General features: G+C 65.2%; 19 protein-coding genes. 9 read left to right on the top strand and 10 right to left on the bottom strand.

The features are described from left to right. Positions 1-14 precede the first annotated feature (14 nt). Entirely contained in the window at positions 15-3086 is a 3072-nt protein-coding gene (locus ACFVUS_RS30880; protein ID WP_387774339.1) for a glycine--tRNA ligase, read from the top strand. Between the two features lie 52 nt (positions 3087-3138). Here the strand turns inward: ACFVUS_RS30880 and ACFVUS_RS30875 are convergent, their stop codons facing one another. After that, entirely contained in the window at positions 3139-4221 is a 1083-nt protein-coding gene (locus tag ACFVUS_RS30875; RefSeq protein ID WP_387774336.1) for a hypothetical protein, read from the bottom strand. A 291-nt stretch (positions 4222-4512) separates the two neighbouring features. On the opposite strand from ACFVUS_RS30875, the gene ACFVUS_RS30870 reads away from it, so the two are divergent. Continuing rightward, a complete protein-coding gene (locus ACFVUS_RS30870) occupies positions 4513-4935 on the top strand; it encodes a VOC family protein (protein WP_387774333.1) in 423 nt (140 codons plus the stop codon). A gap of 27 nt (positions 4936-4962) precedes the next feature. Beyond that, complete coding sequence (gene arfB / locus ACFVUS_RS30865) at positions 4963-5391, top strand: alternative ribosome rescue aminoacyl-tRNA hydrolase ArfB (protein ID WP_387774330.1); 429 nt, start codon at positions 4963-4965, stop codon at positions 5389-5391. Position 5392: 1 nt separating this feature from the next. Here arfB and ACFVUS_RS30860 read toward each other — a convergent pair whose 3' ends face one another. Beyond that, positions 5393-5887, bottom strand: a complete 495-nt coding sequence (locus ACFVUS_RS30860) for a hypothetical protein (protein WP_387774327.1) — start codon at positions 5885-5887, stop codon at positions 5393-5395. 117 nt (positions 5888-6004) lie between these two features. Between ACFVUS_RS30860 and ACFVUS_RS30855 the strand changes: the two genes are divergently transcribed. Then, on the top strand, positions 6005-6754 hold the full coding sequence (locus tag ACFVUS_RS30855; protein ID WP_387774324.1) for a GNAT family N-acetyltransferase: 750 nt from the start codon (positions 6005-6007) through the stop codon (positions 6752-6754). A gap of 383 nt (positions 6755-7137) precedes the next feature. On the opposite strand, the gene ACFVUS_RS30850 is transcribed toward ACFVUS_RS30855, so the two are convergent. Next, the gene (locus tag ACFVUS_RS30850) at positions 7138-7473 is read right to left on the bottom strand and encodes a hypothetical protein (protein WP_387774321.1); all 336 of its coding nucleotides are present in this window, start codon (positions 7471-7473) and stop codon (positions 7138-7140) included. Positions 7474-7569: 96 nt separating this feature from the next. Between ACFVUS_RS30850 and ACFVUS_RS30845 the strand changes: the two genes are divergently transcribed. Then, positions 7570-8496 (top strand): hypothetical protein, encoded by a 927-nt coding sequence (locus tag ACFVUS_RS30845; RefSeq protein WP_387774318.1) that lies wholly within the window; start codon positions 7570-7572, stop codon positions 8494-8496. A 4-nt stretch (positions 8497-8500) separates the two neighbouring features. Here the strand turns inward: ACFVUS_RS30845 and ACFVUS_RS30840 are convergent, their stop codons facing one another. Together ACFVUS_RS30840 and ACFVUS_RS30835 are read right to left on the bottom strand one after the other, a co-directional pair. Then, on the bottom strand, positions 8501-9115 hold the full coding sequence (locus ACFVUS_RS30840; RefSeq protein WP_387774315.1) for an NADPH-dependent FMN reductase: 615 nt from the start codon (positions 9113-9115) through the stop codon (positions 8501-8503). A gap of 45 nt (positions 9116-9160) precedes the next feature. Then, complete coding sequence (locus ACFVUS_RS30835) at positions 9161-10069, bottom strand: LysR family transcriptional regulator (RefSeq protein ID WP_387774312.1); 909 nt, start codon at positions 10067-10069, stop codon at positions 9161-9163. A gap of 71 nt (positions 10070-10140) precedes the next feature. Here ACFVUS_RS30835 and ACFVUS_RS30830 point away from each other — a divergent pair, with 71 nt between their 5' ends. The 4 genes from ACFVUS_RS30830 to ACFVUS_RS30815 all read left to right on the top strand — a co-directional run bounded on the left by ACFVUS_RS30830 (position 10141) and on the right by ACFVUS_RS30815 (position 12012). After that, positions 10141-10563 carry a tautomerase family protein gene (locus ACFVUS_RS30830; RefSeq protein WP_387774310.1) on the top strand — a complete coding sequence of 141 codons (423 nt, stop codon included), beginning with the start codon at positions 10141-10143 and terminating at the stop codon, positions 10561-10563. Positions 10564-10643: 80 nt separating this feature from the next. Beyond that, the gene (locus ACFVUS_RS30825) at positions 10644-11003 is read left to right on the top strand and encodes a metalloregulator ArsR/SmtB family transcription factor (RefSeq protein WP_387774307.1); all 360 of its coding nucleotides are present in this window, start codon (positions 10644-10646) and stop codon (positions 11001-11003) included. Then, positions 11000-11515: an SRPBCC family protein gene (locus ACFVUS_RS30820; RefSeq protein WP_387774304.1), complete on the top strand. Its 516-nt coding sequence runs from the start codon at positions 11000-11002 to the stop codon at positions 11513-11515. Before ACFVUS_RS30825 ends, ACFVUS_RS30820 begins: the two co-directional genes overlap by 4 nt. A 38-nt stretch (positions 11516-11553) precedes the next feature. Next, positions 11554-12012: a pyridoxamine 5'-phosphate oxidase family protein gene (locus tag ACFVUS_RS30815; protein WP_387774302.1), complete on the top strand. Its 459-nt coding sequence runs from the start codon at positions 11554-11556 to the stop codon at positions 12010-12012. On the opposite strand, the gene ACFVUS_RS30810 is transcribed toward ACFVUS_RS30815, so the two are convergent. From ACFVUS_RS30810 to ACFVUS_RS30790, 5 genes are all read right to left on the bottom strand, one after another. Further along, positions 12007-12666, bottom strand: a complete 660-nt coding sequence (locus tag ACFVUS_RS30810; protein ID WP_387774299.1) for a hypothetical protein — start codon at positions 12664-12666, stop codon at positions 12007-12009. The two genes, ACFVUS_RS30815 and ACFVUS_RS30810, sit on opposite strands and share 6 nt — an antisense overlap. A 451-nt stretch (positions 12667-13117) precedes the next feature. Beyond that, positions 13118-13399 (bottom strand): hypothetical protein, encoded by a 282-nt coding sequence (locus tag ACFVUS_RS30805; protein WP_387774296.1) that lies wholly within the window; start codon positions 13397-13399, stop codon positions 13118-13120. 11 nt (positions 13400-13410) lie between these two features. After that, entirely contained in the window at positions 13411-14403 is a 993-nt protein-coding gene (locus ACFVUS_RS30800; RefSeq protein WP_387774293.1) for an alpha/beta hydrolase fold domain-containing protein, read from the bottom strand. A 19-nt stretch (positions 14404-14422) separates the two neighbouring features. Continuing rightward, on the bottom strand, positions 14423-15397 hold the full coding sequence (locus tag ACFVUS_RS30795) for an SDR family NAD(P)-dependent oxidoreductase (RefSeq protein ID WP_387774290.1): 975 nt from the start codon (positions 15395-15397) through the stop codon (positions 14423-14425). An 8-nt stretch (positions 15398-15405) separates the two neighbouring features. Then, positions 15406-16326, bottom strand: a complete 921-nt coding sequence (locus ACFVUS_RS30790; protein ID WP_387774287.1) for an SDR family NAD(P)-dependent oxidoreductase — start codon at positions 16324-16326, stop codon at positions 15406-15408. Between the last annotated feature and the right edge of the window lie 101 nt (positions 16327-16427).

The following is a 16427-nucleotide window of genomic DNA, read 5'->3' as shown; positions in this document are numbered from 1 at the left end:
GGTAGGATCGCGCGATGGCAGACGAATCCTTCCGCGCGGGGTCGCAGGCGACCCTGTCCATGCAAGAAGCGATCCTTCGTCTTCAGGACTACTGGTCCGGTCACGGTTGCCTGATCGCGCAGCCGTTCAATACCGAAGTCGGTGCGGGAACGATGAATCCGGCGACGCTGCTCAGCGTGCTCGGACCCGAGCCGTGGCGGGTCGCGTATGTGGAACCGTCGGTGCGACCCGATGACAGTCGCTACGGCGAGAACCCCAACCGGTTGCAGACCCATACCCAATTCCAGGTCATCCTCAAGCCCGAACCCGGGAATCCGCAGGAGCTGTATCTCGGATCGCTGAGTGCGCTGGGCATCGATCTGCACGCGCACGATGTGCGGTTCGTCGAGGACAACTGGGCTCAACCCGCCATCGGCGCTTGGGGTTTGGGGTGGGAGGTGTGGCTCGACGGTATGGAGATCACCCAGTTCACCTACTTCCAGCAGGTGGGCGGACATACGCTCGATCCGATTCCGGTGGAGATCACCTACGGGCTCGAACGCATTCTCATGGCGGTGCAGAAGGTCGATCATTTCAAGGATCTGCTGTACGCGCCCGGGGTCACCTACGGGGAGTTCCTCGGGCAGTCCGAGTACGAGATGTCGCGCTACTACCTCGATGACGCCGATATCGCCGCCACGCGGGCGCTGCTCGATATCTACTCGCGCGAAGCCGGGCGGCTCATCGAGCGGCGGCTGCCCATTCCCGCGCACAGTTTCGTGCTCAAGAGTTCGCACGCGTTCAATGTGCTCGATGCGCGCGGGGCGATCTCCACGACCGAGCGGGCCAAATGGTTTCAGACCATGCGCACGCAATCGCGGGCGGTCGCCGAGCTGTGGACCGAGCTGCGTGCCGAGGCGGGTCATCCGCGCGGGGTGACCGATCCGCTGCCGATCGCCGCCGCACCGGAGACCGAATTGCCTTCGCATGGCGGGCTTTTGGTATTCGAGATCGGTACCGAGGAGCTGCCGCCGCACGTGGTCGACGCCACCGCGATCGCGGTCCGTGACGAGGTGGGCCGCCGGTTGGCCGAGACCGCGCTCGACCACGGCGCGATCCGGGTGGATGCCACGCCGCGACGAATCATCCTGCGGATCGAGGCGATCGCCGATCGTGAGCCCGATAGCGTGCAGGTTCGGCGCGGGCCGAAGGTCGCCGCCGCGTATTCCGGCGACGGTGAGCCCACCCGTGCGCTGCAAGGGTTCCTGAGTTCGCAGCGGGTCGGCGTGGACGAGCTGACTCGCGTCGAGGTCAACGGTGTGGAACACGTCGCGGTCGAGAGTTTGCGCTCCGGACGCACCGCCGCTCAGGTGCTGACCACCGTGCTTTCGGAGCTGGTGGCGGAGTTGCGGGCCGATAAGAACATGCGCTGGAACGATCCCGTGCTGAGTTTCAGCAGGCCGATACGCTGGCTGTTGGCACTACTGAATGACGCTGTGCTGCCGGTTATTTCGGGCGCGCTGCGCGCCGATCGCATTACCCGCGTGCATCGCAATGCCGATCATCCCGAAATCAGCGTCGGCGCGGCGGCAGAGTACGCCGCGGTGCTGCGCGCCGATGGCATTCTCATCGATTACAGCGAACGCCGCAGCGCCGTCGTGGGGGCGGCGGAAGCACTTGCCGTCGCGCACGGGGGCACGATCGATACCGATGGCGAATCCGATCTGATCGATGAGATCACCAACCTGGTCGAGACGCCCGTCGGCGTACTGGGCCATTTCGAGTCGCGGTATCTCGAACTGCCCGAGCAGATCCTGACCACCGTCATGCGTAAACATCAGCGCTACTTGCCCGTTCGCGCCGCCGGTGGCGAATTGCTGCCGCTGTTCGTCACCCTCGCGAACGGTGCGTGTGATCTCGATGTGGTGCGTGCGGGCAATGAGAAGGTGCTGCGCGCGCGTTTCGAGGACGCCGCGTTCTTCTGGAATACCGACCTGCACACCGCACCCGAGGAATTCCGCGCCCGGCTCTCGGGATTGACCTTCGAACATCGGCTCGGCTCGGTGGCCGATCGCGCGGACCGCATCGCTGCCGTGGCCCACGAACTGGGTACCGCTATCGGCTTGTCCCCCAACGGCTCCGAGACCCTGGCGCGTGCCGGAGCGCTGGCAAAGTTCGACCTCGCGACTCAGATGGTCGTCGAGATGACCTCGCTCGCGGGCACCATCGCGCGCGAATACGCCCGCAAGGCCGGCGAACCCGAGGGGGTCGCGGAAGCGCTGTTCGAAACCGAGCTTCCCCGCCACCACAACGACCGTCTCCCGGCGACCGTGCCCGGCGCACTGCTCGCTCTGGCTGACCGTTTCGATCTGCTGGTCGCGATGCTCGCGGTCGGCGCGAAGCTCACCGGCACCTCCGATCCCTACGGCCTGCGCCGAGCGGCTCTCGGCATAGTCCGAATCCTGCGCGCCCAACCCGGCCTCGAGCTCATCGACTATCGCGTCGGCCTCGACGCCGCCGCGCGCACGTTGCGCGCGCAAGGCATCACCGTCGACGACGAAATCCTCGACACCGCAGTGGAATTGCTCCACACCCGCTACGAACAGCGACTCCGGGACGAGGGCACCCCCATCGCCCTCATCGAGGCGACCCGCGCCGTCGCGTCCCGTCCGTGGCGCGCGGACCACCTGCGGCGCGAGATCGATCAGGCCCGCATCGCACACGGGCAGCAATTCGCCGAGCTGGTCGAGGGACTTCAGCGCATCATGCGAATCCTGCCGCCGGACACCCCAGCCGATTACGACTCCACGCTGCTCACCGAAACCGCCGAGCAGCACCTCGTGAACGTCGCCACCGCCCTCACCGACGCGCGGGACCAACCCCTCGCGGACTGGGTGTCCTCCGCCGCCCCGTTGACCGAAGCGTTGCGACAGTTCTTCGACGACATCCTGGTCATGAGCGACGACCCCGCCCTCCGCGCCGCACGCCTGGGCCTGCTCTCAACGGTGTTGCAATCAGCCCCTCGGGACATCGATTGGCGATCCGTGCACCAACTGCGCTCCGACTCCCCCGACCAGGCGATCGACACCGCGGATATCGGCGCCTGACAGGGAATACTTCTGCACCACTGCCGATTACGCACTCGGCGTTGCGGAGCGGCTAGTCTGTCCGCGCCGACGCGTACTCGGGGAAGCGGGCGCGCAGCGCCGCATCGAAAGCCGTTGCGCGCTCGAAGGAATCGGAGTTGTACTCGTCGCGTGTCAGGTACCACGCGACGAGTTCGGCCGCGTGCTCGTGGTGACCGTGCGCCGCGAGGAAGGCGGCGCTGGCGCGGAACCCCACCGGGTGGAGGCGTTTGCTTGCCCAATGCGGTTGCCTCGCAAGGATGGTGAGTTTCTCGATGCTGTCGCGCTGGGCGAACCAGGCTGCCATCGGGCCGTTCAGGTACTTCAGAACCCACTGCACTCCGCGTTCGATATCGTCGGCATCTCGCATGCAGTAGGTGTCCCAATAGGCGGGGTGTGGGGACCTGTCGAAGGGTGAGGTTTCGATCTCACCGCGGTCGGCCGAGTCCCAGCCCGTTGCGAGGGCCTCCTGCGGCAGTCCCGCGTTGAACTCGGCCGCCGATCTCGACCGGATCGACACCGAACCACCGACTACGATGCCACCGTATCGGCCACGCTTCAGGGTGATCTCCACGGAGGTTGTCAGCCCGGCGAGCGAGCTTTCCGCGGTATAGACATCAACGACGTAGCCCGTGTTGCGGTCCTGCGCCGGATGTTCCAGCCGAAAACCTCTGTCGGCCAGTGCTTTCGTCACCGCGACCGGGAATGCCGCCGCGATGTGTGCCTCACCGGTCGATTCGAGGACCTCGAAGTGCGCCAATCCCGTAATCTGCGCGCCGTTTCCGCAGACGTAGCCCGTCAGATGCTCGGCCAGATTCAGGATCGGGTTGAAGTAGTCGATGCCCTCGTCTGCGTCCCAGTCCTCATCCGACATCGCCTGCGTGCGAACGTATTCCAATCCCGCGACGACATCCGCGGGCACCTCGCCGACCAGCTCCGGAAAGCCTTCGTCATACGGCGACGTCACGCCCCAGATCTTCCGGCCGTGCCGCCACATCGCCACCTCGCTGTGCCCGGCCCCGTCGATCTCTCCGGCGGCGATGATCTCGCAATCGGTCGACAGCCTCGCCAAATCCCAAGTGCCCTCGGGGCTTTCCTCGGACGAGCCCTCGACCACGAGAAACGAACCGTCCGCGAACGCGGCTCCGGCCAGCGGCTCCTGCGGCCAATCCGAGCGAATCCCACTCGGCTGCACGTTGAGCGCGTGATACACCGCCTCCGGCGCAACCCCGCGGAACAACAACCAATTCGACGTAAACCCCATCGCGAACTCCCCAAACTCTCCAACTGACGGGGCGCACGCTACCGCGCCACACCGACACACAGTGCGGAGCGGACCACCGGGTACCGTGACCCACGTTCGACGAAGTCGCCGTTGGAACGATGCAGTCGGGAAGGACGCGTCGCAATGATCGATCATGTCTACATCTCGGTCACGGACATTCAGAAGTCGCTGGCCTTTTACCTCGAGGCGTTGAAACCCCTCGGGTGGCGCGAATTCGGGAAGTACGACTCGGCGTCCGGGCCGGACAATGTTCCGGATCTGTTCGGGCTCGGCGATGATATCTACGTCTCGGGGACCGGGGTCGGCTCGAGTATCTGGCTGCGGCAGCGGCAGCACGGCGAGACCGGCCTGTACATCGGCATCGTCTGCGATAGCAACGACGCTGTTGACGAGGCCTACCGGGCGGCGATCAATGCGGGTGGCATCGATGAAGGTGCGCCTGCGGATCGGATGTATTTCTCCGCGGGTTATTACGCGGCCAATGTCGCCGACTTCGATGGCAACCGCTTAGAGTTCGTGCACAAAGCCTGGAACCCCACGCGCTAGGCGGATCGGAAAGAGCGGCGGCGGATCATGGCGGAGGACCTGACGGTGACTCGGGCGCTGGTGATACCGGTATCCGAGTTGCGCGAACGGTTTTCGCGATCGTCCGGGCCGGGCGGGCAGCACGTCAACACCACCGACAGCCGAGTGGAGCTGTCGTTCAACCTCGCCAACTCGCCTTCGGTGCCGGAGTCGTTGCGCGCCAGGATGATCGAGCGCCTGGGCACCCGTCTGGTCAACGGGGTGATTACGATCGCGGCCTCCGAGCACCGTGCACAGTTGCAGAACCGTGAGGCCGCCCGCGAACGCTTGGCCGCCCTGCTGCGGGAGGCCGCTGCCGCACCGCCGCCGGTGCGACGCGCCACGAAACCCTCACGCGGAGCCAAGGAACGCCGCATCGCGGAGAAGAAGCGGCGCGGGATCACCAAACGTAATCGCCGTGCCTCGCCCGACGACTAGCTCAGTGTGAGTGCTCAACCAGACCATCGATGGTCGCTATCCATTCCGAAGTATTCGGAAGAATGAAGCCGTAGTCGCCGGCCTGGGTGGAGACAACCAGATGAGTGCTGCCGCCACGGACCGCTCCTTTGAAAACCTTGGATTCGCGAGCGCCGGTGATGGCGTGGATGGGGATCTCGATCAGTTTGGAGGTCGCAGTTCGGAAGACCAAGCGACGCGCGGTGAGACCGATCTGACCGTTGTTGCTGACGTTGGAGACGCCCGGGACGGTGGAGCCTCGATAGATACCGCGTTCCATGGGCCGAATGATGGATTCCCCGGCCATGCTCGCGGTCAGCTCCTTGTCCAGCAGAGCGTTCTTGCGCCGGAAGTGGATCACGATGGGGATCCAGATCAGCTGGATCGACAGGGCGGCCAGGACGATGCAGATCACCAGGATGACGACGTCCATGTCGATCTTCCGTTCTTCGACGACGGCGGCGGCATGCACTGCCACCTGCGAAAATCGTATGCCTGATCTTCGCCGGAAGGGAAGGCGATCTCGAGCGATGCGGTGAGCATGGGATGGTTGTCGGTCGGCCTGCCTGTATCGCGCGCCAAGTAAGGAACAACGATGACCGCACCGGGCAACCGACAACTCCATGTCGACGCTGTAACCATTTATGTCGCAACTCATTTGGTGCGGGCATATGAGTCCGGTGGCGGCGAGGGCTCCAGCTGGTTTCGCACGGGCGCTCCCAGCGACGAACTGAACGCGGTATTGCGACTGGGCGGTGATCTTCCCACCGAGATCGAACGATTGCGGGACCTGTTCGACGGCATTCCTGCGTCCTGGCATTTCTGGCGAGACATCGACTCACCCGAAATCCCTTCGCTGCTAACGCAATCCGGTCTCGCGCTGTTCGAAACCGAGCCGCTCATGCTGTTCACGGGTGCGAGCGAATCAGCACATCACGACCTCGGGCAACACGAGCTCGCGCGAATCGAGCAAGTCACCGACGACCTCGGCCTGGCGCAGTGGGCGGCCCTCTGGTCCGATACCACCGATACGGATGCGTTGGTGGCGGGCCTGCGCCAGGGCCTGGATCTCGCGACGACTCACTACCTGCTGTGGCGTGATCACGGCGAAGTTCTCGGCTGCGCCGCCGTCGTAACCAGCCCCGCGGGCGCATCGATCGAGCACATCGTCACGCGGACCGAGCACCGCGGGCGAGGGATCGGCACCGCCCTCACCAGGCGAGCCCTCGAACTGGCCCTCGATTCCGGCACAGATCGTGTCGTACTCACCGCTTCGCCCGTCGGAGAACGAATCTACGAACGCCTCGGATTCGCCACCGTCGGGCACGTCGACCGGTACGCGTGAGGGCTCAGGCAGTCATCACATTTCGAAAGATGAACCGGCGGTGGGTATCCGGCCGCGTGTGCCGCTCCCTACTCTCTGAGGATGCGCGACCTCCACACCTCCGTCTCCCGGCCCTCCGATCATGGCGACCTGGCGACCCGAATCCGTCAGGCCGCTCATCTGACCGGTTCGCCGCCCTGCCAGCTCGCGATGACAGAGTTCGTGGTTCCCAGATCGATTCCTACCGCAGTAGCCATATCAAGTCCCTCGGATCGGCGCGACCGGCCGGCCGCCGGAAATTTCGACACCGCCAATCCTGGTTACCGCGCCGGGGACACGAAACGGCCTGCCAAGGCGAAAGAGGCTCGCCCGTTGGTCCTGTCAGGACGAGGGCGATCCGATCCTCACCGTGCGGCCCCTTCGGCGCGGATCTGCAGGGCATCGAGCACCGCCGCGTGTGCGACGGGAACGTCGATGTGCATGGCCACGCCATCGTCCGCCGGTTCGAAAGTGAAGGTGAAGAACGAACAACAACTCGTTTCCCGCGCGGCCAGATCCCTGCCGAGGTGTTCGGAGTCGCCGTCGATGAACAGATCCAGGCGGGTGTGGCCGGGCCGGTCGACACGCCGTACCGCATCGATGAAGAACCGATCGAACTCCGCGACCCGCACCGGCTGGGCTGCGGTCGGAAGAGTGCACGAATCCGGCACCCATCCGCCGGGGCCAACATTCATCGTCATACATCCACGGTAAGCCTGTACCCGGGTGGAGAACACCGTTCACATCGCACGCCACAGCAGGGCGGGGCGTCGGTGCCGGTCGCTACGGTAGCCATCGTGACGAACGCGTACTACCACATGCAGCTCTCGATCAGGCTTTCCGCCGAGTTGACTCGGAACGAGATCGATGAGCTGCGTTGGCATTTGGGTCTGGGGCCCCGACTCCACGGTCCGCTTCAGGTCACCGATGGTGTGAACCTCTTCGAGCAGGGGCCCGGGTTTCGCCGCGACGACCCCGATCTGGCTGTTGAGCTGTCCCCACACGAAGACGGGGGCTGGCTGTTGACGGCGTGGCAGGAGCCGGACGCTTCCGAGATCGAACAGCTCTGGCCGCTGTTCTGCTGGCTGGCCGAGAAGGCGGACTCATCGACTGCGGACGCCGATGGTTCGATCTGCTTGGGCCGCATGCGGTTTGCCGATGAATCGGAGTGGAAGAACCGAATTACAGTCTACCGAGGCTGTATCGAATACCCTCGGCTCCACGGTCGGCCCGCGCGCGAGCTCGTGCCCGATGGCAATGCAGCGGTGACGAATTGGGAGAGTTTCGCCGACCGCTTGGTGGTGACCCTGCCCAGGCTGCGCGAGAGCGAATGGATGGTGGTGAGCACCGCCTCAGGTAACGGTGCCCAATTCTGTACTGACGGTGACGATGAATTGCTGTGCGAGATCCTCGCCGGTGACATCCTGGACAACGGCCAGCCGCTATCGGATCAGCACAAGGCAGAACTGACACGACTGGGATGGCGCATGCCCAGCAAGAGCTATTGGGGATACGACAACGCCAACTGGGAGATGCTGATGGATCCGCATGCGACCGAAGCGCAAATTCGGGAGGTCGCCCAGGCGACGGTATCGGCGCTTCGCGACGTCCTCGGAATCGCTGCGCCACAACATCTTTCGCTGAAAGCGCAGAGTAACTATCGTAGGGAGGAGCCCGACACCTCTGCAATGGGCTTGCGCATTGCACCCAGCAGCCTCGACTAGCGCTCTACTGCTGGTCGTCTTTCAGGGCTTCGATCAACTGTTCATCGATGGCGCGGACTTGTTCTCGGTACGCGTGCAGGGTGGCTTCGACGTCGATGATCTGCCAGGTGTCGTCGACGTCGTTGTCGCCGATGGCGAGTTCGAGGTGGTTGTCGAGGGCGCGCATGTGCAGGCCCTGCAGGACGGTGAGTAGTTGGGTGGCGGCCTTGCCGCCGCCGCGGGTGCCGTAGGTGGCGACCGTGGCCGGTTTGTCGCGCCATTCGTAGTAGAGGTAGTCGAGGGCGTTCTTCAGGGCTGCCGGGTAGCCCCAGTTGTATTGCGGGAAAACGAAAATGAATCCGTCGTAGGACTCGATGATGCGGCTCCAGCGGCGGGTGTGCTCGCGGTGGTACTGCTGCAGCGCCGCTTTGAGGGGTTCGTCCAGCAGTGGCAATCCGATTTCGGCCAGGTCGAGCAGTTCGTAGGTCAGCGGACTGCCCGCTTGGGCGACCTCGCGAATCCAGGACGCGATATCCGGGCAGATCCGCGTGGGCCGGGTGCTGCCGATAACGACGGCGATCCTGTCGCCCCGCGCGGTGGGCTGACCGGCGGCTTCCTTCGATGTGCTGATCTCGGTCATGCGCGACCTCCCGATGCGGGTGTGAGTTCGCCGTCGACAGCGAGGTTATCCGGCGATCTCGGCGGCGTGGTGATGCAGGGCTTGGACGAGTGTCCTGACCGGCTCCGCGGTGGGGCCCGGGAGGCGGACCACGCTGATGCGCCGACGTTCCTCGGGGAGGTCGTCGATGCCGAGCAGTCGAATGCCGGGCGGGATGGCGGACGCCAGTGTCGTTGGCACGGTGGTGATTCCGGCTCCGGCGGCGACGAGGTGCAATTTGGTGAGCCAGTCGCGGGCGGTGTGATGAATGCGCGGACGGCCGGGCAGACCCGGCCAGACGCCGAGTAGCGGTTCGTCGGCGGTGGTAGGAGTGGCGATCCATGTTTCGTCGAGGAGATCCTCGGTGGTGAGGCCGGCGCGATCAGCGAACCGACCGGTCGACGAAACCGCAACGGCCAGAGCATCTTCCAGTAGCGGCTCGACATGCAGGGCCGGTTTGTCGGTGTCGGGTGAGCGATGCGGTGGACGCGAGGACAGGACGGCGAGGTCGAGACGACCGGCGCGCAGTGCCCGCACCAGCGATGGGGTGGTGCCCTCGCGCGTGGCGACCTTGACGCCGGGCCGCTGTCCACGCAGCACCGCGAGGGCGTGAGCCACCAGCACCGCTCCGGCGGCCGGGATGTAGCCGAGCCGCACCGAACCGGTGTCGACGTCGGTACCGTGCAGCTCGCGGTCGGCCGCATCCAAAGCGTCCAGCGCGGTCACGGCGTGGCGCAGCAAAGCCAGACCCGCGGCGGTCAACCGCACACCACCGGGATAGCGATCGAACAGTCGCACCCCGGTGGCCTGTTCGAGTGCCGCCACCTGCCGTGAGACCGCCGATTGCGTATATCCGAGCGCCTGCGCCGCGGCCGTGAACGTGCCGCGCTCGGCCACCTCGCGCAGTACCCGCAGCCCGACCATCGTGACGTCCATGAGCAATCAGCATATCCAGTATGCCAACCATTCGCTTTCCGAATGTAGGGGTGCTGCCTACCGTGAGACTCATGCCGCTGATCACCATTTATCTCCGCCAGGGAACCTCGCCCGAATATCGCCGCAAGGTCTCCACTGCGCTCCACAAGGCCATGGTCAACGTCTTGAAAATCCCCGAGGACGATCAATTCCATGTCTTCGTGGAGGTCACCCCCGACAACTTCCATATGCAGAAAGTCGTATTCGGACTACCGCGCACCGACCGAACGATGTTCATCCACCTGGCCTTCAACCACCGCACCGCGGAGCAGAAGAACGAACTCTTCCGCGAGATCGTCACAAACCTGCGGGAGCTTGCCGACGTCCCGGAGGAGGACATCGCGATCATGGTCGTCGAAACAGCGCGCGAGAACTGGTGGGCCGCAGGCCGAGTCGTCAACCCGGAGACCGGCTACGACGCCCGCATGACCGACATCCCCACTACCGCCAAATGATCTGAGTAAGCGCCGCATGGTGTGTGGAGGCACTGAGCGTTGATCTCGACAAAGCGTAACTGATCGGTTACGCTTTGGCCGTGGACGAGGTGGCAGCCGCGATCGCGGATCCGGTACGGCGGCGAATCCTCGAGCTGTTGCGGGATCGCCGGTTGACCGCCGGTGCTATCGCGGAACAGTTCGATATCAGCCGTCCCGCCGTCAGCCGGCATTTGCGAGTGCTGCGGGAAAGCGGCCTGGTCCACGACGAGTTGATCGGCAGACAGCGCTACTACCTGCTCGACACCGAACCGCTCGCGCAAATCTCCGACTGGATAACGAGTTTCGCGACCCAGCCCGCCTGGGCGCAGCGGCTCGATGCACTGGAAACCGAGGTGTATCGCACCCGCCGTGAGCGTCGCGCCACCGCCGACGACACACATCGAGAGGACACCGCATGACCCCGACACCCACCGGCCGCCTATTGGCCGCCGAGCAGGGCCGCGACCTGGTCCTGACCCGCACCTACCGCGCCCCCGCCGATGACGTGTGGGCCAGCGTGACCGAATCCGACCGCACCGCCCGGTGGTTCGGCCCGTGGACCGGCGAACCCGGTCCCGGCCGAATCATCCAGGTACAGATGGCTTTCGAGGACGAGCAGCCGTGGATGGACATGACCATCGACACCTGCGACCCGCCCCGCCTACTCGGCATTTCCGCGGTTGACGACTCGGGCGCATGGCGACTGGAACTCGAACTCATCGAGATCGACGGCGGCACCGAACTGCGCTTCGTCCACCATCTGCTCACCGAGGCCGAAATCGCCCAGGTCAGCCACGTCGGCCCCGGTTGGGAGTACTACCTCGACATGCTCGGCGCGGCGCGACTGGGTACACCCCCGCCCGACTTCGCCGACTATTTTCCCGGTATGGCAGCGTATTACGAGAACCTCAGTCCGCTGACCCAGCGCTGAACTCATCGGTGTCATTCGGGCGTCGCGAAGGGAAAACCATGGATGAACGCGGGCTCTTGGAGGACTACGTCTCCGGCGGCAAGCTGATGCAGCTGTCGACGATTGCCGAGGACGGCTCACCTCGGGTGTGCAGTGTCTGGTACCTGCCGCGATTCGGTCCCGACAGATTGCATTTCATCTCACGCACGGACCGAGAGCACTCCCGGAACATCAGCCGCAATCCTGCGGTCGCCGGTGCGATCATCGATATCCCGATCGTCGAGCTCGGCCAGGTCGCTCGGGGAGTGTCCTTCACCGGAGTGGCTCGCGAACTTCCTGGCGCCGGAATAGACGAGCTGGCAAGAGATTTCGCCGCGCGATGGCCGAACGCGTCGGGTGTCCTGCAGGCGATGCCGGACGCCGCGTCAAGGCTGTACGAGATCGCGGTGACCGAGTGGGTCCTGTTCGACGAGGAGAACTTCCGGCCGAACCCCCGGCGAATTATCGACGGCCTATAGCTCCGGATTCAGGCGCAGTACGTTGCCCATGTCGGTGCCCAGTACGAGTCTGCCGTCGGGGGCGACCGTCACCGACGTCAGGGGCTCGCCGTGGTAAGCATCGCAGGTAGCACCGGTGGTCGGGTTCACCTGCACGAGGCGGCCGAGTGCTGTTGCGGCGTAGAGCATTCCGTCCGGGGCGGCTTCGAGACCGTCCGGCAGGGCGGGCAGCTGATCGGGATTCAATTGAGTGACGATGCTCCGCCGGGCCGGATCGGCGACGCTCATCCGCCAGAGTTGGCCACCCAAACTCATTGTGGCGCTGACGTACAGGGTGTCGCCGATGATGGATAGGCCGTTCGCTCCGAATAGGCGTGCTCGGTCCGACCAGTCGCGGTCGATGACGCCGTCGGGGCGGATGCGGGTGATGCCCGCGAGGGTGTCGGTGATGTAGAGGTTGCCGCTGCTGTCGAATACGGATCCGTTGGACATGCTCGCACCGGTGGCGAACAACTCCGGCGCGGGGGATGCGGCCGCGGGGTCCAGGCGCGCGACGCCGCTGAACCCCCATCCGGGGATGGGGCTGGTGGGGGCGTCACCGTAGTTGATGTAGAGCAGGCCGTCCGGCCCCTGGCGGATTCCGGCGGGGAATGGAATCCATACCGTGGCGGTCAATTCGCCCGATGGGGAGTAACGCTCGACATTGCCCGTGAAAAGATGTGTGACCCAAAGGTTTCCCCATCGATCGTAACCGATGTTCTCCACCCAATCCCTCCCCGGGGCGGACCATGACATCAAGGTCGTGGTGGAGGCGAAAGCGCATCCGGGCGTCTCGGCTGTGGCTTGGATCGCCGGGACCGCGAAGGGCAGCACCGCCGCCAGTAACCCGGTCCCCAAAACGCTTACTCCACAACGCAATCGCGCCGCGAGAGTTTCGGTTGTGCAGGTGCGTGACATTCGAGTTCTCCGCTCTCCAGTGAACAAAGGTCTCGCGGCACCGCCGCGCCTCGCAGTGAAGTCTGCGCGACAGCGGGTGCCGGTTCCACGACCGCGGCGGACACCGAGCCGACAATTCCGGCCAGTATTTCCGGCACCGGTGGTGGACTCGCCATCGAGCTCGCAAGACTCAGACGTACCAGTGCGCGCTGCGCAGACCGCGGTAGAGCGTGCCGAATACCCGGGTGTGGCGGTCACGGAAGGTTTCGATGGTCGATTCGGGAACACCGAGACCGGATGCGGTCGGCAGCACGAGGCGGTCGCGTACGCCGAAATGCAGCTTCTCGACCATCGTCAGCGCCCCGTCGGCGGTGTGGTGCAGCCCGTCGACCACCCGCCACACCTGCGGAATCGGAAGTGGCCTGCGATTCATCCATGCGGTGATGCGCTGCCGGAACTGTGGTTTGGCCATGTGATTTCTCCTCATCGAGCGTCGATGACGCGGCGATTGAATGCCGCGATATCGGCGATGGCGCGGCGGGCATCGGGCAACAGGTCGGCGCCCGCCTGGTGAATGTGGATGGCGCGGTCCCAAAGTTGCAGGGTCAGTGGGATATTCGCGTCGGCGTATCGGCGCGCCAGTTGCTCGGCATCGGCCAGGACGCATTCCTTGGAGCCGGTCTGAATCAGGGCCGGCGGCATTCCGGTGAAATCGTGGTTCACCGCGGATAGCGCCGGGTCCACGATTCCGTTGCGCGCGAAGCCCATTCGGGCTACCGCCTCGTATCCGATCGGCGGGATAAGCGGATCGAAGGGACCGTTGGGGTGGGCGTTGCGATAGGTCCAGTCCAAGTCCGCCCACGGGGCGATCGCGGCGATGGCTCCGGGGGTCGGCAGGCCGCGTTCCCTGGTGGCGATGGCGAGCCGGAAAGCGACTCCCCCACCGGCGGAATCGCCCGCCAGGATGATTTTGTGCGCTGGGAATCCGAGGCCGAGCAGATAGCGGTAGGACTCCACCGCGTCATCGATGATGTCGGTGTAGCTCGCCCTCGGCAGTTGCCGGAAGTCGACACTGAGGGCGGGCAGCCCACTCCCCTTGGCGATGCGGGCCACCAGTCGCCGATGGGTGCGTAACCGGCATACGATGAAGCCGCCACCGTGGAAGTACAGGATGGCACCGCGCTGCTGCGCGATCGGGTCGGGAACGCTTCTGTCCCACAGCCATTCCGCGCCGAACTGCTCGAACGCGACCGACCGGCGGCGAGTGCCGTGCGGCGGCACCAGCACGGCGGCGGGTGCATCGGTATAGCTGGTGATGGCGAAAACCTGTTTGGTGCGAACGACATTGATCCCCAGCCTGCCCAGTGCGCCGAGCAGCGGATGGGCGCTGCGACGGCCCGCGTTGTACACGAGCCTGGTGCGCCAGTCGGCGTCATTGGCGAGCTCGACCGTCACGCTCGACGCGGCAATCGTCATGGTTGTTCTCCCGAGCCGGTCAGATGGTCCGGGCGCGCATCGCACGGCCGAATTCGGTTGCCGCAGCGGCGATTGTGGGCGGTTCGGAGGTCAGCGCATGCTCGAGGGCGCGTGCGGTCCGCTCGGGGATGAGCCGGGCGGCGATCCGCGAGGCGGCCACCAGCCGATCCGGACGTATCTGCCCGGTGATCCAGCGCACGGTGCCGGGTGCCAGCCGCGAGAGCCCATACGCCAGCCAGGATTCCGGTCGCACCGGCAGTACCGCCCGATTGCCGCGTACCGCCCGCACGACGCCAGCGGCGATGACTTCCGGGCCGAATCCCAGTCTCGGACCGTGCTCGATGACGAACGCGGTGATCAGGCGCTGAATCCTGGTGAAGGTGTCCGCGTCCATACCGATATCGGTGGTCAGCTCGCCATCGATGAGATGGGTGGCCGCCACGCCCGGGCATACCGCCGACACTCCCACCCCGTGCGGAGCCAGTTCGCCGCGCAGGCATTGGGAGAACATGAGCACCGCGGCTTTCGAGGTGTTGTACCCGGCGGTCAGCGGAACAGGCGCGAATGCCATACCGGAGGAGATATTGACGATGTGCCCACGCCGCGCCGCCACCATGAGCGGCGCGACATGACGGCAGCCGGTGACCACGCCGTCGATATTCACCGCCAGCTGTTTATCCCAGGCCGGTTCGGGTTGCTCCAGGAATCCGCCGGCCAGGCCGATTCCCGCGTTGTTGATCAGTACATCCGGAATCCCTTGGGCGGCTTGCACATCGGTGAGCAACCGCACCCAGTCCGCATCGGCGGTGACGTCGAGGCGGTAGTCCGTGGCGCGACCGCCCGAGTCGGTGATCAGCTCCGCGGTCTCCCGCGCGCTGTCCGGATCGATGTCGGTGGCGATGACGTGCGCACCACCCTCGGCGAACAGCCGCGCGGTGGACCGGCCGATGCCGCTGCCCGCGCCGGTGACCACTACCAGAGTCGGTTGAGGCACAGCCGCTTTCATAAGCTCGCCACATCGGTACGGCTCTCGCGGGACAGCAGCGGGGCAATGGTCGCGGCCAGCCGGTTCAGCCGGGCAGGGGTCGCCTGGGCCAGCACGCGTCCGGTCAGGGCGGGCGAGAGCCGGTAGCAGGTTTCGATCAGCAAGGCCTCGGGTCGCACCGGCAGGACACCGATGTTGTAGCGCGTGGCCCGCACGATGCCGCGCGCGATGACATCGGGACCGAAACCCAGTCTCGGCCCGAGGGTGTGTACCAACGTCTGAATCGATTGCGTCGCAGCATCTTTGCGTTCGGTGTCATCACCGAACGCGCTGATCACGACCTCGGTATTGGCCACGATATTGGTGGCGACCGCACCCGGGCAGACGCAGCTGACCCCGACCCGGTGCGCCGCGAGCTCACCGCGCAGGCTCTCGGAGAACATGCGCACCGCCACCTTCGAGGTGGCGTACGACGGCCAGAAAGGCGCGGGCATCCAGGACGCCACCGATGCGACATTCACGATATGGCCACGGCCTTCGGCGACCATGAGCGGCGCGATGGCGCGGCAACCGTGCACCACCCCACCGAGATTCACCGCGAGCTGACGGTCCCACATCGTCCGGGTCTGTTCCAGGAACGGTGCGATCAGACCGTATCCGGCATTGTTGACCAGCACGTCCGGGACGCCGTACCGCTCGAAGACCAGATCGGCCACCCGGAACCATGCCGCCTCGTCCGCGACGTCGAGCTGGTGCGCACCAGCCTTACCACCGGAGTTCATGATCAGCTCGGCGGTGGCGGCCGCGGTGGCCGGGTCGATATCGGTGGCGATCACCGCCGCTCCCATACCTGCGAAGCGCAGCGCGGTGGCGCGTCCGATTCCACTGCCCGCACCGGTGATGAACACCAGGCGCGGATCTCGAATACCCCGAAGCATCAGATGCCTTCCTCGTTGGAGACAGCCTGCCGATCGTCGGCGCGACGCCTTGAATCATAGATTGTCTCAGACAATATGGGAATGTTATCTGGGCAAATGCC

The sequence above is a fragment of the Nocardia sp. NPDC058058 genome, from assembly GCF_042885355.1.
In the GTDB taxonomy this organism is placed as follows: Bacteria; Actinomycetota; Actinomycetes; order Mycobacteriales; family Mycobacteriaceae; genus Nocardia.
This window is presented reverse-complemented; position numbering and strand designations above follow the sequence as displayed.